This is a genomic window from Paraburkholderia sp. HC6.4b (assembly GCF_014200875.1).
Lineage (GTDB): Bacteria > Pseudomonadota > Gammaproteobacteria > Burkholderiales > Burkholderiaceae > Paraburkholderia > Paraburkholderia tuberum.
This window is the reverse complement of the sequence record NZ_JACHDC010000011.1, coordinates 223224-246752: the sequence shown is the minus strand read 5'-3', so window position 1 is coordinate 246752 and position 23529 is coordinate 223224. Positions and strand designations below refer to the sequence as shown.

Genomic DNA, 23529 nt, shown 5'->3' with positions numbered 1-23529 from the left:
TAGGAAAGGCTCCGCGCAGGGCTGCGCAGGAGACGCCTAAGCGATCGTCCATTCGCACTGGCACTGCAAAAAAAATCCGGCATGCAGTCGCCCGCATACCGGTCTCTATTGGGGCCCAGTCGCGTCACCGCGAACAGGGCCGCCGCGCTGATCCGCGCCAGTCCGCGCTTTACTTGCGCTTCAATTGCGAAATATCGCGCACCGCGCCGCGATCGGCCGAGGTCGCGAGCGCCGCGTACGCCTGCAATGCCTGCGACACGACACGCTCGCGATTGGTCGGCTGCCATGCGTCGTCGCCGCGCGCTTCCATCGCCGCGCGACGGCGTGCGAGCTCTTCATTCGACACCGCGAGATGCATCTTGCGCTGTGGAATGTCGATCTCGATCACGTCGCCGTCTTCGACCAGACCGATCGTGCCGCCTTCCGCCGCTTCCGGCGACGCATGGCCGATCACGAGGCCCGACGAGCCGCCCGAGAAACGGCCATCGGTAAACAGCGCACAGCTCTTGCCGAGGCCCTTCGACTTCAGATACGAAGTCGGGTACAGCATTTCCTGCATGCCCGGACCGCCCTTCGGACCTTCATAGCGGATCACCACGACGTCGCCCGGCACGACCTTGTCACCGAGAATCGCGTCGACCGCGTCGTCCTGGCTTTCGAACACGCGCGCGCGACCCGAGAACAGCCACTGCGATTCGTCGACACCCGCGGTCTTCACGATACAGCCCTTCTCCGCGAGATTGCCGTACAGCACCGCGAGGCCGCCGTCCTTCGAGTACGCGTTGTCCTTGCTGCGGATACAGCCGCTCTTGCGGTCCGTGTCGAGCGTCGCGTAGGTCGCTTCCTGGCTGAAGGCGACCGTGGTCGGAATGCCGCCCGGCGCCGCGCGGAAGAATTTCTGCGCTTCCTCGCCCGCGTCGCCGGCGATGTCCCACTTCGCGATCGCGTTGCCGAGGGTGCCGCTATGCACGTTGCCGCACGACAGATCGAGCAGCTCCGCGCGCGCGAGCTCACCGAGAATACCGATGATGCCGCCCGCGCGATGCACGTCCTCGATGTGGTACTTGTCGGTCATGGGCGCGGCCTTGCACAGGCACGGCACCTTGCGCGAGATACGGTCGATGTCCGACATCGTGAAATCGACGCCCGCTTCCTGCGCGGCGGCCAGCAGGTGCAGCACGGTGTTGGTCGAGCCGCCCATCGCGACGTCGAGCGTCATCGCGTTTTCGAACGCCTGCTTGGTGGCGATGCTGCGGGGCAGGACCGAGGCGTCCTCTTCCTGATAGTAGCGGCGGCACAGATCGACGACCAGGCTGCCCGCCTGCTCGAACAGGCCCTTGCGCCATGCGTGCGTCGCGACGATGGTGCCGTTGCCCGGCAACGCGAGGCCGATCGCCTCGGTCAGGCAGTTCATCGAGTTCGCGGTGAACATGCCCGAGCACGAACCGCAGGTCGGGCACGCGCTGCGCTCGACTTCGGCGACTTCGGCGTCGCTGATCTTCGGATCGGCGGCCTTGATCATCGCGTCGATCAGGTCGATCTTCGCGATCACCTGGCCGTCGGTCGGCGACTTGATCTTGCCCGCTTCCATCGGACCGCCCGACACGAACACGACCGGAATGTTAAGGCGCATCGCGGCCATCAGCATGCCCGGGGTGATCTTGTCGCAGTTCGAGATGCAGACCATCGCGTCCGCGCAGTGCGCGTTGACCATGTACTCGACCGAGTCCGCGATCAGTTCACGCGACGGCAGCGAATACAGCATGCCGCCGTGGCCCATCGCGATGCCGTCGTCGACGGCGATCGTGTTGAATTCCTTCGCCACGCCGCCGGCCGCTTCGATCTGCTTCGCGACCAGCGCGCCCAGGTCGCGCAGATGCACGTGGCCCGGCACGAACTGCGTGAACGAATTCACGACCGCGATGATCGGCTTGCCGAAATCGTCGTCCTTCATGCCGGTGGCGCGCCACAGCGCGCGGGCCCCGGCCATGTTGCGGCCATGAGTCGAAGTGCGTGAGCGATAGTTAGGCATCTGTATCCTCAGGTATTGCTGTTATCGGTTTTGATGAGCGCCCGCGCGGGCGTGGGGATCGCAGCGCGGACTTTGCGCTGGGAACGAATAGTGCAAGAACGCCAGTAAGACGTCCAATATATTTTTTCTGCGCAATTAGGTCGGGGAAAGTATTAAACGGTGCCGCGACCGCTCGGCCGATTTCACCTTTCTTGACATTGCCCGCTCCCACCGCGAATAATGCAGCGTTCGTTTAACGAAACCGTGTTCACCGTAAGAACATTGAAACGGAAACAGAGGTCTTTTCGAGCGCAACACCGGGTTCGAGGCCAGGCGCGCCCAAGCCTGGGCCCACCCTCCTGGATTCGCGCCAATCTGTCCGCTGTGATCAAGATCAGGTAAGGCAAGTTTGCCGCCAATACGCGCCAGCACCCCGCGCCGGCGCGCCGTACCCGCCCCTCCGCCCAGCACAGGGCCGGGCACTACACAGAGTCACACACATGAAGCGAGACACTCCCCCTCACGCCGCCGGCCGACCGGCCGCTTCGCGCGGCATCGTCGAAGGGCTGGTTTATGTTTTCGAGCAGGTCATGCCCGACCCGTTCGTACTGTCGATCTGCCTGACGTTCTTCGTCGCCGTGCTGGCGATGCTGATCGCACCGAACGGCACATTGCCGACGCTGCTCGATTCCTGGTACACCGGCACGTTCGGCATTCTGGGCTTCGCGCTGCAGATGATCCTGATCCTCGCGACCGGCTACGCGATCGCGGAAGCGCCGATCGTGCAACGCGGTCTGCGCGCGCTCGCCTCGCATGCGAACTCGCCGACGCGTGCCGCGCTGCTCGTGTTTCCGGTCGTCGCGGTTGCCGCGTGGCTCAATTGGGGGCTCGGGCTCATCGTCGGCGCGTTGCTGTCGCGGGAAATCGCGCGGCGCGTCGACGTCGACTTCGCATGGCTCGTCGCGGGCAGCTATTCGGCCTGGTCGATCTGCAACAGCGGGCTGTCAAGTTCGATCGCGCTATCACAGGCATCGCACGGCAATGCGCTGAATCTCGTCGAGAAAGCGACCGGCCACGTGGTGCCGCTCAGCGAAACCATCTTCGCGCCGTTCGTGTTCATTCCGACCGTGCTGGTCGTCGTCGTGATGACCGCGATCTTCATCAAGATGCATCCGAAGGCGGAGAACGTCGTCGCGTTTCGTCAGAGCGGCGAAGCAGCCGCCGACGCGCCGAGCGACGACCCGCATGCCCGCGCGAGCAGCGAGACATCGCTCGCGGCGCGCCTCGAACAGTCGATGCTCGGCACACTGCTGATGCTCGCGCTCGGCATCGGCTATCTGGCGCTGACGTGGCACAAGGAAGGATTCGATCTCGACATCAACAACACGATCCTGATCTTCCTGATGATCGGTCTCGCGCTGCAACGCACGCCGATCGCGTACGCGAATTCGATTCGCCGCGCCGCGCGTCAGACCGGCTCGATGCTGCTGCAATATCCGATGTACGGCGGGATCATGGGCATCATGAAGGGCACGGGTCTCGCGTCGATGATCGCGAAAGCGTTCGTGACGATCGCGTCACCGGTCACGCTGCCGCTGTGGAGCTATCTGAGCTCGCTGATCATCACGCTGCTGGTGCCGAGCGCCGGTGGCCACTGGGCGGTGCAGGGTCCGTTCGTGCTGCCCGCGGCGCTCAGCCTGCATGCGTCGGTGCCGCGCACCGCAATGGGCGTCGCGATGGCCGAGAATGTATCGAACATGTTGCAGCCGTTCTGGGCCGTGCCGATCGTCGCGATCGCGGGTATCCGGATTCAGCGCGTCATGGGCTATACGGCGGTGACGTTCGCGGTGTCGCTGGTGATTTACGCGGTGGCGTTGTGGCTCGTGCCGTAACCATAATGACCTGAGTCGAACGATCTCGCTACCGTCAAAACAAAGGGCCGATGAAGCAATGCTTGATCGGCCCTTTGTGCTTTTGCGGCGTACCGTTCGCTGTTACATCTTGACGACGTCCAGCAGCGTCTTTTTGCCGTCCTTGTAGTCGTACAGCGAGATCACGCCGTGCTGAAGGTCGCCCTTCGCGTCGAACGTCGTTTCGCCGGTCACGAGCGTCGCTGTAGATCTTCGAGGCCGGAATCGACGCGCCCGAGTTCAGGTGGCCCACCACGGCTTGAAATCGGCCAGCATCACACCGTCGCGGATATGCGCGAGAGCGGCCGCCACGTAGTCGACGACCGGTGCCGGTGGATGGTCCGGCTTCGCCCACACGAAGCCCGAGCACTTGTGCGGCTCCATGTTCGCCAGTTCGCCTTGCCATGAACGGCACACGAGAAAGAAGCTGATGCGGTTCGTGTCCGAATCGCGCCGCATCACGAGTTTGAATTCGAGCGCGCCGGGCGCGACCGTCACACCCGCTTCTTCTTTCGATTCGCGAATCGCGCATGCCTCGATCGATTCGCCCGGTTCGAGATGGCCCGCAATCAACGCGTACTGGCCGTCCCTGAAACCGGTATTCGCGCGCTGGATGAAAAGGCACTCGCCCTGCCCATTCAGGAACAGCACGTTCACATCGACGATGCTTTGCATTCGGCTCATTTTCTTGCCGGCATCATGACGGACTAGCCGCGTTGCGCGGTCAGCAGCTTGATGCCGAGCGCGACGAAGACGAGCCCGCTGCCGCGTTTGATGGCCGCGACCCAACGGCTAGCTCCGACGCGCGTATGGATACCGCGCACGCCGAGCGAATAAATGGTGTGCACGAGCGCGACGGTGACCGCGATCGTCAGATACATCACGATGAACTGCTCCGACAGGCCGCGCTCGTGGTCGATAAATTGCGGCATGAACGCCGATAGAAAGATCATCGTCTTCGGATTGCTTCCCGACACGAGCAAGGCTTCGCGGAATACCTTCTTGCGCTCGAACGTATAAGCGGACGATGCGACGCCCGCCGGCTGCGCGGCCCGCGATGCCTCTTTGTTGCCGCCGCGCAGTTGCCTGACGCCGAGATACACCAAATAACCCGCGCCGAGCACTTTCATCGCGACGAAGAGCGGCGGCAGCGTCGTCAATACCGCGCCGACACCTAGCGCCACGAGCGCGACGACGACTCCTTGCGCGAGCAGATTACCGGCGACGCTCGCCGCCGCGCCGCGGTTTCCATAGCGGACCGAATTGCGGATCACGAGCAGAACGTTCGGTCCCGGCGAAATGGTGGTGAGCAGATAGGCACCGGCGAAAAGCAACCAGGTATGGAAGGACATGGCAGGCCCAGCAGTTCGTTGTGGTTGAAAACCAATACACCGGACATCATCATGCCACGGAAAAAATCGCTGCCGCGTCGCGCGCCGCCTCAACGCTTCGAGCCCGTCACCAGTTGCAGCGGCGTCTCGATCACCTTCGACAACTCGCGCTGCTTGCGCCGCTCGGTCACCGCCTTCAACGCGAAGTCGATGCCGAACACGGTCTGGCGGCCGGCGAACTGGTTCATCGTCGCGAGCACGCGGCCGTCGGCGAGTAGCGGCTTGATCGCATCGATCGCGTCGTAGCCGGTGACATACACGCCGCCGCCGCGACCCGCGTCGCGAATCGCGTCGACCGCGCCCATCGCCATGTTGTCGTTGCCGCATAACAGCGCGCGCAGCTGCGGGTGCTCGGCCAGCATTTTCGTGGCCACGTCGCGGGCCTTGCCGTACTCCCAGTCACCCGACTCGACCGCGACGACCTGCACGCTCGCGGCATCCATCGCATCGCGGCTGCCGGCCGTGCGCTGCTGCGCATTGCTGCTCACCGAAATGCCTTCGATGATGCCAACCTGATCGCCGGGCTTCAGCCGCGTGGCCAGATATTGGCCGACCTGCTTCGCGCCGTTGCGATTGTTCGGCCCGACGAACGGCACCGAAATGCCGGCGGCAGCTTGCGCCGCATCGTCGAGCGGGTTGTCGATCGTGATCGTGATGATGCCGGCCTTGATCGCGCGCGCGATCACCGGGATCAGCGCCTTCGAGTCGGTCGGCGCGATCACGATCGCGTTCACCTTCGCCCTGATCGCCTCCTCGACCATGCGGATCTGCGCGGCGGTGTCGGTCTGTTTGGCCGTGCCGCGAATCGTCAGGCTGAATTGCGACGAGAAGTGGTCCTGGTAATTGCGCGCAGCGTCGACCATCGCGACCGTGAACGGGTCAGACATCGATTTGAGTACGAGCGCGATCTTCGGCTTCGTGCGGGGCAGCACTTCGGCGCCGGCATCGTCCGCGAACAGCGCGATGCCAGTGAGACCGGTTGCGGCCAGCGCGCCCGCGAGCAGCACGCGGCGGCGCATGTTCTGCGTCATGGCTTGACTCCTTCGCGGAGGTGCCGGTTGCGGACGTGCCGGTTGCGGACGGGCCGATCGAACGACGCGACGCTGGCGGCAATTTCATCGAAGAGCGGCCGGCTGTCGATATCTTCGCTCAGACAACGCGTCTTCAAGGCGGCGAGTTGCGCGTCGAGTCCAGCGGATACCTCGCAACGCTCGAGCAGTTCTTCGAGCAGACAGCCGTACGCCCTCACTTCGAGCCGCTGCAACGCGATAGCGAGCTCGCGATCGCCGGCGTCAAAAAACGACGCCGCCCCGAAATCGCCGAGCAGCGCGCGCCCCGCGCCGCCGTGCAGGATATTGTGCGCGTACAGATCGCCATGCATCACGCCGCCCCGATGCAGATGACTCGCGACCTTCGCGATGCCGCTCGCGATACCGAGCACCGTCGCAAGGTCGAAGCGCGCGTCGTCGCGATAGATGTCGCGCGTACACGATGCGAGGCTCGGCGGACCGGCGAGATTGGCGAAGCGCGTATCGATCAATCCCATCACGAGGCCATGCGTATCCGACGGATGCCCGATCACCTTGCCGAGCACGGGGATCAGGTTCGCATGTTCGCCGCCGCGAATGCAAGCAGCCATCTCGCAGTCGGGCAAACCGTCGCTCGTCACCGCGCCCTTGAACAGCTTGACGGCGACCGCACGCGGCGCGGGCTCGTTGTCCGCGTGCAGCGCCGCGCGATAGATGACGCCCGATGCGCCCTCGCCCAACGGCCGTTCGAGCTGCAACGCATCCCAACGAATGCCGCTGATCGGTGTGTCGATGAGCGCCGCCTGTTCGAGCGCCGCGTTGAACGGATTGCCCGCATACGCGAGCCACGCAAGCCGCGGCAGACGCAGCAACCAACGCGGCAATGCATCGAAACGATTCGCCGCGAGCCGCAGCAATTCGAGCCGCGTGCATGCGGCCAACTCCTCGGGCAGCGCGCGCAGCCGGTTGCCGGCAAGCATCAGCTTCTGCAGTTGCGTGCAGCGGCCGAGCTCCGCGGGCAAGCGTTCGAGATCGTTGTCGGTCAGAATCAGCCAACGCAGCAGCGGCGGCAGCGCGCGCGCCGGCACCTCGCGGATGCGATTCGACTTGAAGCCGATCATGCTCAGTTGAGCGCATTCGCCGAGCACGCCGGGCAATTCGGTGAACGGGTTGTTGGACGCGAACAGGATGCGCAGTTTGCGCAGACGCGGCAGATCGTCCGGCAGCGTCGTCAATGCGTTGTTCGACAGGTCGAGCACTTCGAGCGTATCGGCGAGATCGAAAATCTCGCGCGGAAATTCGCTCAGGCCGCACGCGAGTTTGAGTTCGCGCGCACCCGCCAGTCGCCCGGCCCGCAGTTGTTCTAGAGTCGTGGTCACAGTCGTGGGAAAGAAGATCGGGTAGCGCCCGCAGCGCGTCGTACCGAAGCTGTCGATTTTACTGAGTCGAAGGTCATCTGGGGTTCTCTGCGGTACAGTGATGCGAGCGTCGCGGGGGTCACGGCCGTCGCGGCCATGTCGAATGCGAATGAGACAGCAATATCTGGAGCGCGTTCGGGCCACGCAAGCGACACACTATCGGATAACGGCGCAGCCTTCATGCAGTTTTGCGCGTCCGGTCGTCGAAACGCCGCCTCGCAAGTCCTTGCGCCGCCACCCTGTCAGGAGCCTGAGAAAGTGACGTACGCATACAAGTTGATCGATTCGCCGGTCGGTCAGTTGAAGCTGGTGGCGAAAGGCGAATGCCTCGCCGCGATTCTGTGGGAGCACGACAAGCCTGACCGCGTGCGACTCGGCGAGATGAGCGAAGCGAACGAGCTAGCGGTGCTCGTGGAGACCGCGCGGCAATTGCACGAGTACTTCGCGGGCACGCGCCAGGCCTTCGATCTGCCGCTCGAGTTTCACGGCACCGAGTTCCAGAAGCAGGTCTGGCGCGCGCTGCTGACCATTCCGTTCGGCCAGACGCGCAGCTACTCGGAGATCGCGCAGCAGATCGGCAACGTCAACGCGGTGCGCGCGGTGGGCGCGGCAAACGGCCGGAATCCGATCTCGATCGTCGCGCCGTGTCATCGCGTGATCGGCGCGTCGGGCGAGCTGACGGGATTCGCCGGCGGCCTCGCCAACAAGATGCTGCTGCTTTCGCTGGAGGCGGGGCAGACCTCGCTCGAAGCAGCGGCGGACCACGCGCAAAGGCAGGCGCCTGAGCGGGGAGCGGCGCAAGCTGTCAAGGACGATGCGCCCGCGAAACCGGCGCATCGTCAGCCGAGCCGGGGAACGCAGGGTTCGCTGTTCGGTAGCTAAAGCAGCGCACACCCGGCACGATGCGCCACCCACCGGCCGTAATCGCCGATGCTTCGTCCGCGATCAGCACCATCGCCCGCGCATGCAACACCTATCCTTAAGATGCCCTTTGGGGCATCGAACAGGAGGATGACATGCGCATGCTTCTCAACATACAAATACCGAACGAACCGTTCAGCACACTCGTGCGCGAAGGCCGAATCGGCGACCTGATGAGAAAGATCCTCGAGGACATGAAACCAGAAGCCATCTACTTCACCGAGCAGCAGGGCAAACGCGGCGCGGTGGCGGTCGTCGAGGTCGCCGATGCATCGGCGATCCCCGCGCTTGCCGAACCGTGGTTCCTGACGCTCGACGCCGACTGCGAGCTGCGCATCGCGATGCTGCCCGAGGATCTGATGAAAGCCGGGCTCGACGCGCTCGGCGACAAGTGGAAGTAGCGCGGCCCTCAGGAATGCCCAGCCGATAGCTGCAGCAGCATCGAAGCCGCGGCCGTCGCCGCGACCTGGCAGCCGAGCACGATATGCTCCTCGGCCGTGTCCTCGATAAAGTCGTGACTCACGCCGCCGATGCTCGGCACGAACATCATGCACGCCGGCATGCAACGCGCGATCACCTGCGCGTCGTGCGCGGCGCCGCTCGGCATGCGCAGCCACTGGCCCGGCGCGAGTGCTTCGGCGGCTCGCGCGATGTGCTCCGCGAGCGTGGCGTCCATGCTGACGGGTTCGATCGGCTCGTCGAGCGTCTGCAATTCGACGCTCACCGCGTCGTGCGCGTTGAAATCGCGCACCAGTTCCGCGAGCGCGCGTTCCATGGCCTGAAGCCGTGCGGGGTTCGCATCGCGGAATTGCAGGTACATGTCGGCCGCGCCGGGCACGACGCTCATCGAGCCCGGATCGAGATCGATGCGGCCCACGGTCCAGACGGTATCCGCGTCCGCCAGCTGCCCGAACGCGTCGTTCATCCGCGCGATGAACGCGACGAGCGCCGCGCCCGCGTCGCGGCGAATCGCCATTGGCGTCGTGCCCGCGTGGTTGCGCTGACCCGTGAAGCGCAGCCGCGATTCGCGCAGCCCGACGATCGTCGTGACGACGCCGATCGCTTTGCCGATCGCTTCGAGACGTCCGCCCTGCTCGATATGCGGCTCCAGATACGCGACCTGGCGCCCTGCCTCGAAACGCGCACGCGGCCGGCCCGCCAGTCCAGCGGCCTCGAGTACGTCGGCGAGGCGTTCGCCCTGCCGATTCGTCGCGCCGCGAATCGAGTCGTCGACCGCCTCGCCGACGAAGCTGCGGCTGCCGAGCAGGCCCAAGAACGTGCCCTCCTCGTCGATCCACGACGCGACGTCGACGGCGAGGTGCCGCGTCGCGTCATGCTCCGCTAGCGCGCGGGCGATTTCGAGCCCGTACATCACGCCCATTGCGCCATCGAGCCAGCCGCCGGTCGGCTGCGTGTCGGTATGCGAGCCGATCACGAGCGCGGGACCGCTATTGCGCGAGCGTCCGAACACGGTGCCGACGCCGTCGATGCGCGCGTCGAGCCCCGCCTCCGTCATCCGGCCGACCAGCCATTCGCGCGCCGCCAGATCGACCGGCGACAGCGCGAGCCGGACCACGCCGGGACCGGTCGCGCCGAAACCGCGCAGCCGTTTGAGGTCGGCCATCAGCCGGTCAGGATCGATCTTCACCACGTTGTCATCTCCATGAATTGATTGCGGATATACGCGTGAAGCCCACCCTCCGGCTCGAACAATCGATACAGCGTGGGCCGCGACAGCGGCGACATGGCCAGCACGCTGTCGACCGTCAGATCAGGTTGGCCGAGATTTGCGTCGATATAGCGGCGCGCTGCCGTGGACATCGCGGTGCGTGCCACCGCCCGCGCACTGCCGGTCAAGCCTGTTTCCTTGCCGAACGCCGCCGCCATCAACAGCGCAGGCGTGGAGCGCTTCCTGAGCCACGGGCGCGTCCATCGTGGGCAGCGTGCGGCACAGTTCGGACGGCCGTATCAAGAAAGCGCCACGACCGCGGGCACTCTCACGAAGCGGACGAGCCGTCCGCTTCCGCAATTCACCAACTCATTTCCACAGCGTGCGGCCAAAGAACGTCAACGTACGATCCCACGCCTGTTGCGCCCAGACCGGGTCGTATTGCGTCCTCGCGATGCGGCCCGACCCGACCGCCGTTTCGTTCGCGAACGCGTGACGCGCCAGATAGCGATGAAACTCGACGTCGACTTTCGCGTCGGTGAGTTTCTTTTCGAGCGCGTCGACGGTGTCGGCGGCGAAGAACTCGTCCTGCAGACCCCAGTGGCCCATCACCGGAACCTTGATCTTCGACGCGTCGATATAGTCGAGCGGCGGGAAGCCATACCAGACGACGCCGGCCGCCACTTCAGGCACGTTGCACAGCGCGAGGAACGTCAGCGCGCCGCCCATGCAGTAGCCGGTCAAGCCAACCTTCGCCGCGTGCTGCTGCAGATACTGGACCGCGCCGCGCACGTCCTGCGTTGCGGCATCGCCGAAATCGAGGCCGCTCATCAAGTGGTGCGCCTCATCCTCTTCGACCGTCGACTTGCCGCGATACAGATCGGGCACCAGCGCGAAGTAGCCGGCTTTGGCGAGGCGATCGGCGACGCCGCGAATCTGGTCGTTCAAGCCCCACCATTCCTGGATCACGACGACCGCGGGCGCGTCCGCGGTTTTTTCAGGCTTCGCGAGATAGCCCTGTAGCTGCTTGCCGTCGGGACGGTTGAACGTGATCATCGAACCTGCGTGTTGGGTCATCGGTCGCTCCTCGAGTAGACGAAACCGCTAGCATAGCGCCGCTACCCCGTTTTCTGTTCAATCGGAATCGTGCCAACGCGCGAGCGTGATCCCGCGGAATCTGCGCGTTATGTGAATCGAACAGTATGAGGATCAACGTAAGGAAAAATTCGTTAATTGATTCGTCGACGCGAGAGACGCCCTCAGCCGTTTCGTGTTGAAAGCTGGCGTAAAAACGCGCCGCAGAAATCAGGCCCGCGCGACATGTGATTTCGCGCACGCATTCAAGCGCTTTTATCCAATGGGTGAATGACTCGACTGAAAGCTACACGTATTGCGATGCGCGCTAGAACCGCTCTATCACACCGAATTGGACGCCCGCGACCGGCGCGCCCGGATAGGCAACGGGCAGCCCGGTCACGTTGACGCCGCGCAGCGTGAAGCGCGAGTCGTCGTGATTCGCGAGATAGGCGGCGCTGAAATACAGCAGCAGCGTCGGCGACATGCTGTATTCGAATGCCGCGCTGAACTGGTCCGCGCTGCCGCCAGGCGTCGTGTAGTCGCGCACGTGCGCATAGCCGAGCGAGGCACGCGCATTGGTCGAAAAACTGTACTGCGCCGACAGCGAGCCGCCCGCGCCGTGATAGACCGGTGTGCCGCCATCGCCGTTGAAAAAGGACAGCCACACGCGCAGCTTGCCGAAGGCGTAGTTCGCGCCGCCGAGGTTCGCGCGCAGCGCGCCGGCACCGTGCGTCTGCTGGCGCGCGTACAGCAGATGCAGGTGGTCGAGCCGATACGACGCGCTCACGTAATAACCGTCGATGCCGTTGCCGTCGGCCTCGGACGGATCGCGCATCGCCATCATTAGCGTCGCACTGAAGCCGGCGATGCGCGGCGACAGATACGCAACCGCGTTGTTCGCATACGGCGTGATCTTCGACAGATTGTTGAGCCCCGAGGCGATCGTGCCGGCGCCGAACGCGTCGAGATCGCCCTTGAACGGGATATAGATCGGCGAATACTGACGGCCGACGCGCAGTTCGCCCCAGCTGCCGCTCGCGCCGATCCATGCCTGACGATTGAAGATCGAGCCGGGCACCTGCAAGCTGCCGTCGGTCGAGCTGAAGCCGTTTTCGAGCGTGAACACGATCGCGTTGCCGCCCCCGAGCGGCTGCGCGCCATGCAGCCCGACCCGCGAGCCGCGATACGCGCCGGAGTCCATGCGCGCGACCCAGCCCGAACCGGGGTCGGTGATTTCGACGCTCGTATCGATCACGCCATACAGCGAGACGAAGCCGGTGTCGATTCCTGAGGCGGCGCCGGTGCCGGTATCGATGTCGGTGACGGCGGCTGCGCCGTGCGCATAGAGCAGAAGCGCGCCACCTCCCCAAGCCGCTCTCACGCCGACGCTGATCGTCAAGGCTTCGCGGACTGTGTTCAGCAGGCAAGCCATGGCGTGACGCAGGATGAGTTCCTCCTCGAACACATCGATCGGATATACCGCGAGCGAACTTACCACGTTCGGACGAACCCGTGCGCACCGTCCAGTACGCTCGCGCACATCCCTACGATGCAAGCGCGCGCCAGCGTCCGCGACTGGAGGACGGCGATGCAGGAGTCGCCGCGGCCCGTGTGCGGCGCCGTGCCCGGGGCACCACCTTTTTCCCGCGCCGTGTGGTTTTTCGCGCGACGAATTCTTTTGACCAGGGGAAACCCGTATAATCCTCAAGACGTCAGACAACCTGCGTACAATCGCCGGCAGCCTGACCGCGATCCGCCGTGCAGCGTCCACCCCGAACCGCCTTCTGCCCGATCCGTGAATTCCACCGCCCCAGCCAGTTCCGCCGCCGCCGCCCCCGCCCTGCCGTTTCGCCACGCGCTTTACGCGATGCTCGGCATCGGCCTCGTCAACATGCTGGTCGCGCTCGACCAGACCGTCGTCAGCACCGCGCTGCCGTCGATCGTCGCCGAGCTGCACGGCTTCGAATATTTTGCGTGGATCGCAAGCGCGTACCTGCTCGCCTCGGTCGTCACGGTGCCGGTGTTCGGGCGGCTCGGCGACTACTTCGGCCGCAAGCGCTTCGTGATCGCCGCGGTGATCACGTTCACGGTCGCGTCCGTGTTGTGCGGCCTCGCCAACAGCATGCTGTTTCTCGCGATCGCGCGCGGACTGCAAGGCGTTGGCGGCGGCATGATGGTCGGCACCGCGTTCGCGTCGATTCCCGATCTGTTCCCCGACCCGCGCACCCGCGTGCGCTGGCAGGTCGTGCTGGCCGCGGCCTACGGCATCGGCACGGCGGCCGGCCCGTCGCTCGGCGGCTGGATGAGCGAGCACCTCGGCTGGCGCTCGACGTTTCTCGTCAATCTGCCGGTGGGCGCGGCGGCGCTCTATTTCATCTGGATGCATCTGCCGAATTTCCGGCGGCCGCATGACGGCGAAGTAAAGATCGACTGGCTCGGCGCGGGGCTCGTCGCGGGCGTGCTGGGCGGCTTGCAGGCGTTTATCGAAGCGGTGCCGAAGCACGGCCTCACCGTGGGCAATCTCGTGCTCGGCGCGTGCGTGATCGCCGGCGCGATCGCACTCTTCAGGTGCGAAAAGCGCGCCACGCATCCGATCGTTCCGCTCGATCTGTTCAAGGACGCGCAGCTCGTCACGCTATTCACGCTCGGCATGCTGTCCGGGTTCGTGATGTTCTCGCTGATCTTCTTCGCGCCTTTGCTGCTGCAAGGCGGCTTCGGTCTTTCGCCGCAGCAGGCCGGCCTGCTCGCGACGCCGATCGCCGCGTGCATCGCGCTCGGTAGTGTGGTGAACACGCGCATCGTGATTCACATGAAGAAGCCCACGCGCATTCTGACGATCGGTTTCGCGCTGCTGATGTTCGCGTCGATCGCGCTCGCGTTCGCCAATCCGGACACGCCGCACTGGCGCATCGTGCTGCCGATGGGCGCGGTCGGCATCGGCCTCGGCTTCATCCTGAACAACCTGAACGTGTTCGGCCAGGAGATCGCCGGACGCGAGCGCTTCGGCATCACGACCGCGCTATTGCAATCGACGCGCATGGTCGGCGGCATGCTCGGCACCAGCATCGTCGCGACCGTCGTGCAGCATCACTATCGCAACGTCGTCACGCGCACGATGAGCGTGCTCGGAGAGCCGGCCTCATCGCAATGGCGGCCGCGTTTCGTCGATCTGCGCATCCTGATCGACGACGCGTCGCGCACACAGCTGATTGCGGATATGAAGAAGTCGGGACTCGATACGCTCGCGCTGATCGATAGCGCACGCGACGCGCTCGTGCAGTCGATTCATATCGGTGTGTGGCTGACGGCGGTGGCATCGCTCGCGGCCGCGCTGCTGGTGCAGCGGATTTCGCATGTGGTGTTTCGCAAGAGCTGACAAGTGGCCCGATGATGGCCGCCGACATCCGCGGTGCGGCTATCTCGCACCGTTCAATGCAAAAGGAAACAAAAAAGCCTGGTGAACCGCATCTTTCGTGCAGCCCGCCAGGCTTTTTGATTGAGTTAAATCGTCCTTAACGCACGAGACACGGCCGCTTGTTGTCGAACTTCCAGTTCGGAATCAGATATTGCATGGCAATGCCGTCGTCGCGCGCGCCGAGGCCGTGCTGCTGATACATCGCGTGCGCCTTCTCGAGCGCATCCATATCGAGTTCGATGCCAAGCCCCGACTTCTGCGGCACCTTGACCTTACCGCCGACGATCTGCAGCGGATCTTGCGTCAGGAACTGACCATCCTGCCAGATCCAGTGCGTATCGATCGCGGTGATCTTGCCCGGCGCCGCGGCCGCGACGTGCGTGAACATCGCGAGCGAAATGTCGAAGTGGTTGTTCGAATGCGAACCCCACGTGAGGCCCCAGTCGTTGCACATCTGCGCGACGCGCACCGAGCCCTGCATGGTCCAGAAATGCGGATCGGCGAGCGGAATGTCGACCGATTGCAGCTGGATGGCGTGACCCATCTGACGCCAGTCGGTCGCGATCATGTTGGTCGCCGTCGGCAGGCCGGTTGCGCGGCGGAACTCGGCCATCACTTCGCGGCCCGAATAGCCGTTCTCCGCGCCGCATGGATCTTCCGCGTAGGCGAGAACATCGTGCTTGTCACGGCACAGGCGCACCGCTTCCGCGAGCGACCATGCGCCGTTCGGGTCGAGCGTCACGCGCGCTTCGGGGAAGCGCTCGGCGAGAGCCGTGACCGCCTCGATCTCGGCGTCGCCTGGCAGCACGCCGCCCTTCAGCTTGAAGTCGTTGAAGCCATAGCGCGCCTTCGCGGCCTCGGCAAGACGCACGACCGTCTCCGGCGTCAGCGCTTCCTCGGTGCGCACGCGCTCCCAGTCGTCACGCGCGCCGGCGTTGTTCGCGTACGGCAGATCGGTCTCGTTGCGATCGCCGATATAGAACAGGTAACCAAGCATTTCCACTTCGTCGCGCTGCTGGCCTTCGCCGAGCAGTGCCGCGACCGGCACGCCGAGATGCTGCCCGAGCAGGTCGAGCAGCGCGGCTTCGAGCGCGGTCACCGCGTGAATTGTCGTGCGCAGGTCGAAGGTCTGCAGGCCACGCCCCCCAGCGTCGCGATCGGCGAACTGCGTGCGCACCTTGTTCAGAATCGCCTGCAGATTGCCGATCGACTGACCGACCACGAACGGCCGCGCGTCGTCGATCGTCTTGCGGATGTTCTCGCCGCCCGGCACTTCGCCCACGCCGGTATGGCCCGCGCTGTCGCGCAGAATCACGATGTTGCGCGTGAAGAACGGACCATGCGCGCCGCTCAGATTCATCAGCATGCTGTCGCGACCGGCGACGGGCACGACGCGCAGTTCGGTGACGACCGGCGTGGCGTTCGATTCGGTAGGTTTGGTGGACATGGGAAAAGCACCTGTGTGATGAAGTAGGCCGGCCGGCGGAAGCCGCCGCGCGCTGCGTGCGTGTTCGACCGGACCGGATGAGAACTCGAATACAGAAAAATCGACGGCCGCACGCGAGCCGTCAGTGTAGTCAATGCGTGTTGCCGCGCAACGAATCGGGCAACGGCTCGCGATTGCCGGGCTTGTTGCGCGTCAGGAAGCCGGCCGCCGCCGCGAGCAGCGACGCGACGCCGAGACCGTACAACCCGCCCGTGATCGAGCCCGTGTGTTGCTGCAGATAGCCGAAGGTGGCCGGCGCGAAGAAGCCGCCGAGGTTGCCGAGCGAGTTGATCAGCGCGAGCACGCCGGCGGCGACGCGCGCATCGAGGTAGCCCTGCGGAATCGGCCAGAACAGCGACGACGCCGCCTTGAAGCCGATCGCCGAGAAGCAGATCGCGACGAACGAGAACACCGGGTTGCCCGACGTCGACGCGAACAGACCGACTGCCGCGATGACGAGCGCGACCGCGAGCCAGCCCTGCTGATGTCGCCACTTCGCCGATACGACCGCGAAGCCGTACATCGCGACCATCGAGATCAGCCACGGAATCGCGTTGAACATGCCGACCTCGAAGTCGGAAAGGCCGCCCATCTTGCGGATGATGGTCGGCAGCCAGAAAGTGGCCGCGTAGATGGTCAGCTGGATCGCGAAGTACAGGAAGCAGAACAGCGCGATTTGCGGGTCCTTCAGCAGCTTCACCGTCGGCAGATGCGCGCCGCCTTGCGCTTCGCGCTCGCCCTGTTCGGCCGCGATCGATTGTTCGAGCACACGCTGTTCTTCGGCCGTGAGCCAGTGCGCGTCGCGGATGCGCGACTTCAACAGCAACCAGCTGACGACGCACAGCGCGATCGAGAACGCGCCTTCGATCAGGAACATCCACTGCCAGCCTTGCAGACCGAGGCCGCGAATCGACAGCAGCGAGCCGGTGATGGGACCGGACAGCACCGACGCGAGCGCCGAGCCTGACAGAAAGATCGCCATCGCCTTGCCGCGTTCCTTTTGCGGCAGCCACTGCGTGAAGTAAAAGACGACGCCGGGAAAGAAGCCCGCCTCGGCGACGCCGAGCAGGAACCGCAGCACGTAAAACGACGTGTCGTTCCAGACGAACGCCATTGCGCCCGCCACCAGCCCCCACGTGCCCATGATGCGCGTGAGCCAGGCGCGCGCGCCGAACTTCTGCATCAGCACGTTCGACGGCACTTCGAACAGCGCGTAGCCGATGAAGAACAGCCCGCTGCCGAGCCCGTAGGCGGCCGCGCCGATGCCGAGATCGGCCTTCATGTGCGCGTTGACGAAGCCGATGTTCACGCGGTCGATATAGTTCGCGATGAACATGATCAGGAAAAGCGGCAACACGTTGCGCTTCACCTTCGCGACCGCCGATTCCAGCGGGTCGAGCGCGGTGGTCAGAACTGATGTCAAGTTGTGTCTCCTTGTCGGCCACAAGGCCTGGTGGAACGCAGCGCGGCGCACCCGGTGGGTGCAAGACCCTGCTCTACGCCCGATGTGTTGTCTGACGACAGTCTACCGCGTTACTTTTGTCAAATCCAGCGGGGTGTTTACCCTGTGGTTCCAGAGTGAGCGCCTTGAAATGACGGCAGATTCAAAGGTTCATAGCCCTGTTGACTAACCCGGAATCCGCCTCGAACTAGGACGTCTGATGTCTCCAATTGACAGACTGTCGTCTGCAGCCCATGCGTTTGCGCAAATGTCCGCCTCATCCCCGCCCCCAACCGCGCATCCGCACGCAAAAAATAGCCCGCGCCGATGCCGCCGAACGCGGCAGAATCGAGTACAGTCCTGTGCGATACTTTGCAGGATCAGTCAACCAGCCACAAAAATGAGCAGCCTAACTGAAAAGGTGGTGGCCACCCTTTCCGATGAGATTCGCCGCGGGGCGCTGAGGCCAGGCGACCGCATCCCCACCGAAGTCGCGATGATGAAGCAGCTGTCCGTGAGCCGCTCCGTGGTCCGCGAGGCGATTTCGCGTCTGCAGGCAGAGAGGATCGTCGAGACGCGCCATGGCATTGGCACGTTCGTGCTCGCGCCCGCCGCCGAAAAGCCGATGCAGCTTCCCGCCGCCGATCTCACCAGCATGCTCGACGTGATGGCGATCATCGAGTTCCGGATCGACGTCGAAGCGGCCGCGGCCGCGCTCGCGGCATCGCGGCGCACCGAGCAGAACCTGAAGCAGATCCGCACTGCGCTCGATCGATTCGAGTCGGAGCTCGAGCGCGGCAGCACCGACACGCTCGCACACGACATCGAGTTCCATCTGCAGATCGCGCGCGCGAGCGGCAACCGCTATTTCTTCGACGTGCTGAGCCAGCTCGGCCGCTCGGTCAGCCCGCGCACCCGGCTCGGTTCGGCCGAGATCGCGGAGCTAGACCATATCGAGGTGTTGCGCAGCGTGCTCGGCGAGCATCTGATGATCTATCGCGCGATCGAGCGTCAGGATGCCGACGACGCGCGCGCCGCGATGCGCATGCATCTGAGCAACAGCCGCGAGCGACTGCGCCGCGCGCATGACCTGACGAAGGCTGGCGTGTGATCACATGCGGGGCCGAGCGGCCGCTCCGCAATACGACACGCCGCCGGCAATGCCCTCACTGCCCCACGTCGAGATCCATTAACGCCGAGCTCAGCGATTTGCCATGCGCGTCGAGCGCGAGCGAACGCGTAACGCCGCCGCCGAGCGCGTCGCCGAGCACGAAGTTGAATGCGGCAAGGCCCGGCAACTCATGGCGCACCACCTCGCCGCGCACCACATCGCGCAGATGCGTCTTGACGCGCTCGGGCGTCAGCACATCGCGCAACCGCTCGTAATGCAGCGCGTCGTAGCAGATCACCGAGATATTGAGCGTATTGCCCTTGTCGCCGGTGCGCGAGTGGGCCAGTTCTCGTAGTTTCATCTCAAGCCTCCATCAGCGAGAAAGCCGGCGCCGCATACTCGCGCGGCAGCAGCACCGATTGCACCGCGACCACCTCGCGCGCCGCCTTCGTCACGCCGCCGCCGCCCGCCGGTCCGTTCGTGTACAGCGTCTCGACCTCGTTGCCGATGCGCAGCGCCTGCGCGAGCGACGCCGTGCGTCCCGCCACCCGGGCGCGCACTTCGTACGGCTCGCCATGACCGGCCGCCACCGCGTCACCATGCAGTGCGTTCACGCCGATCAGATCGAAGCGCAACTCGCGCGTTTGCACGCCGGTCAGCGCGAGACGCTCGCGCACGATATCGAGCGCGAGCCGCGCCCGCGCAAGCGCGCCGGGTCCGCCGTACGAAATCTGCCCCTCGCCGATATAGCCGTCGAAATACGCAACCGACACTTTCAACGTCGCGGTGCGCTCCGTGCCGCCACCGCCGGTGACGCGCACACGGTCCACGGCTTCCTGCTCGACGCGCACCTGCGAGAAATCGGCGACCACGTCGGGCTGCAGATAACGACGCGGATCGTGGATCTCGTAAAGCAACTGCTCCTTGCAGGTCGCCTCGGTCACGAGCCCGCCACTTTGCGCGAGCTTCGTGATCACCACTGAACCGTCCCGCGCAACTTCGGCGATCGGAAAGCCGAGCCGTGCGAGATTCGGCACGTCCTTGAAACCGGGGTCCGCGAAATAGCCGCCGGTGATCTGCCCCGCGCATTCGAGCAGATGGCCGATTACCGTCGCCTGGCCGAGCATCGGCCAGTCGTCCATGCGCCAGCCGAATTCGTGGATCAGCGGCGCGACGAACAGCGACGGATCGGCGACGCGCCCGGTCAGCACGATCTGCGCGCCGGCCGCGAGCGCCTCGACGATGCCGCTCGCGCCGAGATACGCATTGGCCGATATCAGCCGGTCCGCGCACGCGGCCACCGCCTCGCCCGATTCGACGAAATGGAAGTCGCCCGCGCGCACGACGTCGAGCACGTCGTCGCCGGTGACTGCGGCAATCCTCAGGCCGCCGAGACCCGACTCGCGCGCGATCTGCGCGGTCCGGCGCGCTGCCGCGAGCGGATTGGCCGCGCCCATGTTCGACACGATACGCATGCCGTTGCGCGCCGCGACGGGCAGCACCGCGCGCATGCGCGCTTCGAGCAGCGGGTCGTAGCCGAGCTCCGGGTCCTTGCTGCGCGCCTGCTGCGCGATCGCGATCGTGCGTTCGGCGAGGCATTCGAACACGAGATAGTCGAGCTGGCCGTGTTCCGCGAGTTCGAGCGCGGGTTCGATGCGGTCGCCCGAATAGCCCGCGCCCGCGCCGATGCGCACGACGCGTCGAGGTTCAGTGGCTGTCATGGTGCTCCCGTTCCTTCAGTGAAGCTCACAGTGGAAAGATCCCGAGCACGACGCACGCGATCGTCATCACGACCGACGCGCCGAACAGCAGGGGAAACGTGAATCGTTGATGATCGGCCAGATCGATACCGCACAGCCCGACCACGAGGAACGTCGCGGGCGTGAGCGGACTGACCGGAAAACCGGTGGTCATTTGTCCAAGCAACGCGGCCTGACCGACGTGCACCGCGGGCACGCCGAGTTGGCCGGCCACTTCCGCGATCACCGGCAGTACACCGAAATAAAACGAATCGGGATCGAACAGCATGCTGAGCGGCATCGACAGCAGGCCGAGCACGATCGGAATATGACTCGCCATCGCCGGCGGCACGAAGCCGACGGCCGCCTGCGCCATCGCCTTCAGCATGCCGCTGCCCTGCATCACGCCGGTGAACACGCCGGCCGCGAGCAGGATGCCGGCCATCATCAGCGCGGCGCGCGCATGCGCGTCGATCCGTTTGCGCTGCATGTCCACATTCGGATAGTTGACCATCAATGCGATGCACAGGCCCACCATGAACATGATCGCCGGCGGAATCTTCTCGCCCATCACGACCATCGTGCCGAGCACGACGAGCGTCAGCACGATGTTGAACCAGAAGTTTTGCGGGCGGCGCAGCGCCTGTTGTTCCGGCGTCAGTTCGCGTTGGGGCATCGGCACGGAACCGCTCGCAGCGTTGAGACCGAGGCGCTTTTCCTCGCGCCGCCCGAGCCAGTACGCCATCGAGAACACAAATACGAGGCCGATCGCCTGCACCGGAATAAGCGGATTGAACAACGCCGAGATCGGCAGATGCAACGACGCGGACGCGCGAATCATCGGCCCCGTCCATGGCAGGAAATTGATGCCGGCCGCCATCGATACCGCCGCGGCGAGCACGCGCCGGTCCATCTTCAGGCGGTCGTAGAGCGGCAGCATCGCCGGAATGGTGACGAGGAAGCAGACAGCGCCGGAGCCGTCGAGGTGGATCAGCAGCGCGAGCAGCGTGGTGCCCATCACGATGCGCGTGGGCCGTGTGCCGACCGCGCGCAGGATGCGCTCGATGATCGGGTCGAGCGTACCGGCGTCGGTGATCGTGCCGAAGTACAGGATCGCGAAGACGAACATGCAGACGACGGGCGCGAGGCTCTTGAGGCCATCGACGACGAACTTGCTCGTCTGCAAGCCGAAGCCGCCGAGCAGCGAGGCCGCGAGCGGCACGATGATCAGCGCGACGAGCGGCGACATGCGTTTGGACAGGATCGCGCCGAGCAGCACGACGATGGTAGCCAGCCCCAGCAATGGCAGCATGAGCTTGTCTCCAGGTTGTTTTTTAGTGTGATCGAGCGTAAGTTCGGGGCAGCAATAATGCAATTGAAATGAATTGATTGCAGCAATCACAAATCATCATGGATCTGAATCTCCGGGACATCCGCGCGTTTATCGCGGTCGCGCAAACGGGCAGCTTCACGCGTGCGGCCGCGCGGCTGCATCTGTCGCAACCGGCGTTGACGGTGCAGATTCGCCGGCTCGAGGAAACGGTCGGCCTGCGCCTGTTCGATCGCAACAGCCGCAACGTCGCCCTGACGCCGACCGGCCGCGAGCTGCTGCCCGTGCTGCAGAAATCGCTGCACGACATGGAGCACGTGCTGCTCGACGCGCGCGCGCTCGGCGAAGGCGGGAGCGGCACGTTGCGCATCGCGTGTCTGCCGACCTTCGCGGCGAGCGTGCTGCCCGAGCTCGTGCAGGCGCTGAGAAAAGCCGTGCCGCGCGTCGGCTTCGAGGTGCGCGATGTCGTCGCGAGCATGGTCAACACGTTGGTGCGCAACGAGGAAGCCGATATCGGACTGACGGGCGGCGAGCTGAACGACAGCGGGCTCGAGGTACTGCATGCGGGCATCGACCGGCTCGTCGCCGTGCTGCCGAAGCAGCACGCGCTCGCGCGGCGGCGCCGGCCCGTCACGCTCGCCGATCTCGCCAGCGAGCCGCTCGTGCTGACCGCGCAGGGCACGAGCGTGCGAGCGGTCGTCGACAGCGCATTCGCCGACGCGCAATGTGAGCCGCGCATCGCCTGCGAACCGACCTACATGATGAGCGCGGTCGCGATGGCGCGCGCCGGGCTCGGCATCACGATCCTGCCGGCGTCGGCGCGCGAGGTGCGCGCGGAGCCCGAGCTGGTCGCGCGACCCATCGACGAAGCCGCGTTCACGCGGCGCATCGCGCTGATCAAAAAGCGCGGCCGAACCTTGCCGCCGGTGACCGAGACCTTCGTCGCGATGCTGATCGAACGGCTCGGCGCGTCATAGGGCCGCACAGCGTCGTTTTGCGCGTCGCGCGCAGCCCCTAATTTTCACGATACGAAACGATGCCGCGCGTCGTAAAAAATCATGTTGCGTGGCACAAAGCGGCCATTTCACGATGCCCGGCGGCGTTGCACATCGCAAAACGGATCGCACAAGCCTTTGTTTTTACACGGATATTTTTAATATAAAGACCGGTTCGACGCCCAATTGCCCGCCGATTCGCTGACGTAGACTCTTTCACAAGAGCACGCGCTTCACGCAGTCGGATTCGAGGGGTCTCACGACACGGCCACCCAAATCCCGCAGATTGCGAAGAAGCCGTCACGAATCGCGGCTTTTTTTATTGGCAACTGGGAGACTAAAAATGAAAGGCTTTCGCTTTGGTTCGACGCAGGGAGCGTTCTACATTCTGCCGGGTCAGGACGGCTGGGAAGCCACCTACGGCAACGAAACGCTCGGAGAATTCTCGAACCCGCAACAGGCCGCCGACGACCTCGCGCGCGGTCTGAGCTGCGAGCATCTGTCGGAGCTCGACACGTCGACGCTCGAGATTCCGGAGAAGCTCGCCGATTGGGAAATCGTTCACGTATAAGGAAGGACATGACCGA

21 protein-coding genes are annotated in these 23529 nt (G+C 64.7%); 7 read left to right on the top strand and 14 right to left on the bottom strand.

Annotation, left to right across the window (positions count from 1 at the left end):
* Positions 1 to 169 precede the first annotated feature (169 nt).
* A complete protein-coding gene (ilvD, locus tag HDG34_RS18825; protein ID WP_184061659.1) occupies positions 170 to 2032 on the bottom strand; it encodes a dihydroxy-acid dehydratase in 1863 nt (620 codons plus the stop codon).
* Positions 2033 to 2511: 479 nt separating this feature from the next.
* Here ilvD and HDG34_RS18820 point away from each other — a divergent pair, with 479 nt between their 5' ends.
* On the top strand, positions 2512 to 3903 hold the full coding sequence (locus HDG34_RS18820; protein WP_090807457.1) for a short-chain fatty acid transporter: 1392 nt from the start codon (positions 2512 to 2514) through the stop codon (positions 3901 to 3903).
* A gap of 258 nt (positions 3904 to 4161) precedes the next feature.
* Here the strand turns inward: HDG34_RS18820 and HDG34_RS18815 are convergent, their stop codons facing one another.
* The 4 genes from HDG34_RS18815 to HDG34_RS18800 all read right to left on the bottom strand — a co-directional run bounded on the left by HDG34_RS18815 (position 4162) and on the right by HDG34_RS18800 (position 7719).
* Complete coding sequence (locus tag HDG34_RS18815) at positions 4162 to 4605, bottom strand: NUDIX domain-containing protein (RefSeq protein ID WP_184061658.1); 444 nt, start codon at positions 4603 to 4605, stop codon at positions 4162 to 4164.
* Positions 4606 to 4628: 23 nt separating this feature from the next.
* Positions 4629 to 5273: a LysE family translocator gene (locus HDG34_RS18810; protein WP_184061657.1), complete on the bottom strand. Its 645-nt coding sequence runs from the start codon at positions 5271 to 5273 to the stop codon at positions 4629 to 4631.
* 89 nt (positions 5274 to 5362) lie between these two features.
* Entirely contained in the window at positions 5363 to 6343 is a 981-nt protein-coding gene (locus tag HDG34_RS18805; protein WP_184061656.1) for a substrate-binding domain-containing protein, read from the bottom strand.
* Entirely contained in the window at positions 6340 to 7719 is a 1380-nt protein-coding gene (locus tag HDG34_RS18800) for a leucine-rich repeat-containing protein kinase family protein (protein WP_184061655.1), read from the bottom strand. The genes HDG34_RS18805 and HDG34_RS18800 overlap by 4 nt, the downstream gene beginning before the upstream one ends.
* A 297-nt stretch (positions 7720 to 8016) precedes the next feature.
* Here HDG34_RS18800 and HDG34_RS18795 point away from each other — a divergent pair, with 297 nt between their 5' ends.
* Positions 8017 to 8640, top strand: coding sequence for a methylated-DNA--[protein]-cysteine S-methyltransferase (locus HDG34_RS18795; RefSeq protein ID WP_184061654.1), 624 nt, complete (start codon positions 8017 to 8019; stop codon positions 8638 to 8640).
* Between the two features lie 134 nt (positions 8641 to 8774).
* Entirely contained in the window at positions 8775 to 9080 is a 306-nt protein-coding gene (locus HDG34_RS18790; protein ID WP_090807469.1) for a panthothenate synthetase, read from the top strand.
* Between the two features lie 8 nt (positions 9081 to 9088).
* On the opposite strand, the gene HDG34_RS18785 is transcribed toward HDG34_RS18790, so the two are convergent.
* The 4 genes from HDG34_RS18785 to HDG34_RS18770 all read right to left on the bottom strand — a co-directional run bounded on the left by HDG34_RS18785 (position 9089) and on the right by HDG34_RS18770 (position 12923).
* Positions 9089 to 10330, bottom strand: coding sequence for a Zn-dependent hydrolase (locus HDG34_RS18785; RefSeq protein ID WP_184061653.1), 1242 nt, complete (start codon positions 10328 to 10330; stop codon positions 9089 to 9091).
* On the bottom strand, positions 10324 to 10536 hold the full coding sequence (locus HDG34_RS18780; RefSeq protein ID WP_260321213.1) for a hypothetical protein: 213 nt from the start codon (positions 10534 to 10536) through the stop codon (positions 10324 to 10326). The genes HDG34_RS18785 and HDG34_RS18780 overlap by 7 nt, the downstream gene beginning before the upstream one ends.
* Before the next feature lie 181 nt (positions 10537 to 10717).
* Positions 10718 to 11425: a dienelactone hydrolase family protein gene (locus HDG34_RS18775; RefSeq protein ID WP_184061652.1), complete on the bottom strand. Its 708-nt coding sequence runs from the start codon at positions 11423 to 11425 to the stop codon at positions 10718 to 10720.
* 325 nt (positions 11426 to 11750) lie between these two features.
* Positions 11751 to 12923, bottom strand: coding sequence for a porin (locus tag HDG34_RS18770; protein WP_184061651.1), 1173 nt, complete (start codon positions 12921 to 12923; stop codon positions 11751 to 11753).
* Positions 12924 to 13292: 369 nt separating this feature from the next.
* Between HDG34_RS18770 and HDG34_RS18765 the strand changes: the two genes are divergently transcribed.
* Positions 13293 to 14801, top strand: coding sequence for an MFS transporter (locus HDG34_RS18765; RefSeq protein WP_184061681.1), 1509 nt, complete (start codon positions 13293 to 13295; stop codon positions 14799 to 14801).
* 136 nt (positions 14802 to 14937) lie between these two features.
* Here HDG34_RS18765 and gudD read toward each other — a convergent pair whose 3' ends face one another.
* Complete coding sequence (gene gudD, locus HDG34_RS18760) at positions 14938 to 16287, bottom strand: glucarate dehydratase (RefSeq protein ID WP_184061650.1); 1350 nt, start codon at positions 16285 to 16287, stop codon at positions 14938 to 14940.
* 130 nt (positions 16288 to 16417) lie between these two features.
* A complete protein-coding gene (locus tag HDG34_RS18755) occupies positions 16418 to 17749 on the bottom strand; it encodes an MFS transporter (protein WP_184061649.1) in 1332 nt (443 codons plus the stop codon).
* Between the two features lie 418 nt (positions 17750 to 18167).
* Between HDG34_RS18755 and HDG34_RS18750 the strand changes: the two genes are divergently transcribed.
* On the top strand, positions 18168 to 18878 hold the full coding sequence (locus HDG34_RS18750; protein WP_184024710.1) for a FadR/GntR family transcriptional regulator: 711 nt from the start codon (positions 18168 to 18170) through the stop codon (positions 18876 to 18878).
* Positions 18879 to 18933: 55 nt separating this feature from the next.
* Here HDG34_RS18750 and HDG34_RS18745 read toward each other — a convergent pair whose 3' ends face one another.
* From HDG34_RS18745 to HDG34_RS18735, 3 genes are read right to left on the bottom strand one after another with little or no spacing between them, the layout of a single operon-like run.
* The gene (locus HDG34_RS18745; RefSeq protein ID WP_184061648.1) at positions 18934 to 19239 is read right to left on the bottom strand and encodes a hypothetical protein; all 306 of its coding nucleotides are present in this window, start codon (positions 19237 to 19239) and stop codon (positions 18934 to 18936) included.
* 1 nt (position 19240) lies between these two features.
* Positions 19241 to 20599 (bottom strand): acyclic terpene utilization AtuA family protein, encoded by a 1359-nt coding sequence (locus HDG34_RS18740; RefSeq protein WP_184061647.1) that lies wholly within the window; start codon positions 20597 to 20599, stop codon positions 19241 to 19243.
* Between the two features lie 25 nt (positions 20600 to 20624).
* Positions 20625 to 21929, bottom strand: a complete 1305-nt coding sequence (locus tag HDG34_RS18735) for a CitMHS family transporter (RefSeq protein ID WP_184024701.1) — start codon at positions 21927 to 21929, stop codon at positions 20625 to 20627.
* A 98-nt stretch (positions 21930 to 22027) separates the two neighbouring features.
* Between HDG34_RS18735 and HDG34_RS18730 the strand changes: the two genes are divergently transcribed.
* Together HDG34_RS18730 and HDG34_RS18725 are read left to right on the top strand one after the other, a co-directional pair.
* The gene (locus HDG34_RS18730) at positions 22028 to 22924 is read left to right on the top strand and encodes a LysR family transcriptional regulator (RefSeq protein ID WP_184061646.1); all 897 of its coding nucleotides are present in this window, start codon (positions 22028 to 22030) and stop codon (positions 22922 to 22924) included.
* Between the two features lie 361 nt (positions 22925 to 23285).
* On the top strand, positions 23286 to 23513 hold the full coding sequence (locus HDG34_RS18725; protein WP_184061645.1) for a hypothetical protein: 228 nt from the start codon (positions 23286 to 23288) through the stop codon (positions 23511 to 23513).
* Positions 23514 to 23529: the final 16 nt, after the last annotated feature.

What these genes read in the sequence shown, in the direction of transcription:
- ilvD (WP_184061659.1), bottom strand. Translation starts at nt 2,032, where the DNA reads ATGCCTAACTATCGCTCACGCACTTCGACTCATGGCCGCAACATGGCC.
- HDG34_RS18820 (WP_090807457.1), top strand. Translation starts at nt 2,512, where the DNA reads ATGAAGCGAGACACTCCCCCTCACGCCGCCGGCCGACCGGCCGCTTCG.
- HDG34_RS18815 (WP_184061658.1), bottom strand. Translation starts at nt 4,605, where the DNA reads ATGAGCCGAATGCAAAGCATCGTCGATGTGAACGTGCTGTTCCTGAAT.
- HDG34_RS18810 (WP_184061657.1), bottom strand. Translation starts at nt 5,273, where the DNA reads ATGTCCTTCCATACCTGGTTGCTTTTCGCCGGTGCCTATCTGCTCACC.
- HDG34_RS18805 (WP_184061656.1), bottom strand. Translation starts at nt 6,343, where the DNA reads ATGACGCAGAACATGCGCCGCCGCGTGCTGCTCGCGGGCGCGCTGGCC.
- HDG34_RS18790 (WP_090807469.1), top strand. Translation starts at nt 8,775, where the DNA reads ATGCGCATGCTTCTCAACATACAAATACCGAACGAACCGTTCAGCACA.
- HDG34_RS18775 (WP_184061652.1), bottom strand. Translation starts at nt 11,425, where the DNA reads ATGACCCAACACGCAGGTTCGATGATCACGTTCAACCGTCCCGACGGC.
- HDG34_RS18765 (WP_184061681.1), top strand. Translation starts at nt 13,293, where the DNA reads ATGCTCGGCATCGGCCTCGTCAACATGCTGGTCGCGCTCGACCAGACC.
- gudD (WP_184061650.1), bottom strand. Translation starts at nt 16,287, where the DNA reads ATGTCCACCAAACCTACCGAATCGAACGCCACGCCGGTCGTCACCGAA.
- HDG34_RS18750 (WP_184024710.1), top strand. Translation starts at nt 18,168, where the DNA reads ATGAGCAGCCTAACTGAAAAGGTGGTGGCCACCCTTTCCGATGAGATT.
- HDG34_RS18745 (WP_184061648.1), bottom strand. Translation starts at nt 19,239, where the DNA reads ATGAAACTACGAGAACTGGCCCACTCGCGCACCGGCGACAAGGGCAAT.
- HDG34_RS18740 (WP_184061647.1), bottom strand. Translation starts at nt 20,599, where the DNA reads ATGACAGCCACTGAACCTCGACGCGTCGTGCGCATCGGCGCGGGCGCG.
- HDG34_RS18735 (WP_184024701.1), bottom strand. Translation starts at nt 21,929, where the DNA reads ATGCTGCCATTGCTGGGGCTGGCTACCATCGTCGTGCTGCTCGGCGCG.
- HDG34_RS18730 (WP_184061646.1), top strand. Translation starts at nt 22,028, where the DNA reads ATGGATCTGAATCTCCGGGACATCCGCGCGTTTATCGCGGTCGCGCAA.
- HDG34_RS18725 (WP_184061645.1), top strand. Translation starts at nt 23,286, where the DNA reads ATGAAAGGCTTTCGCTTTGGTTCGACGCAGGGAGCGTTCTACATTCTG.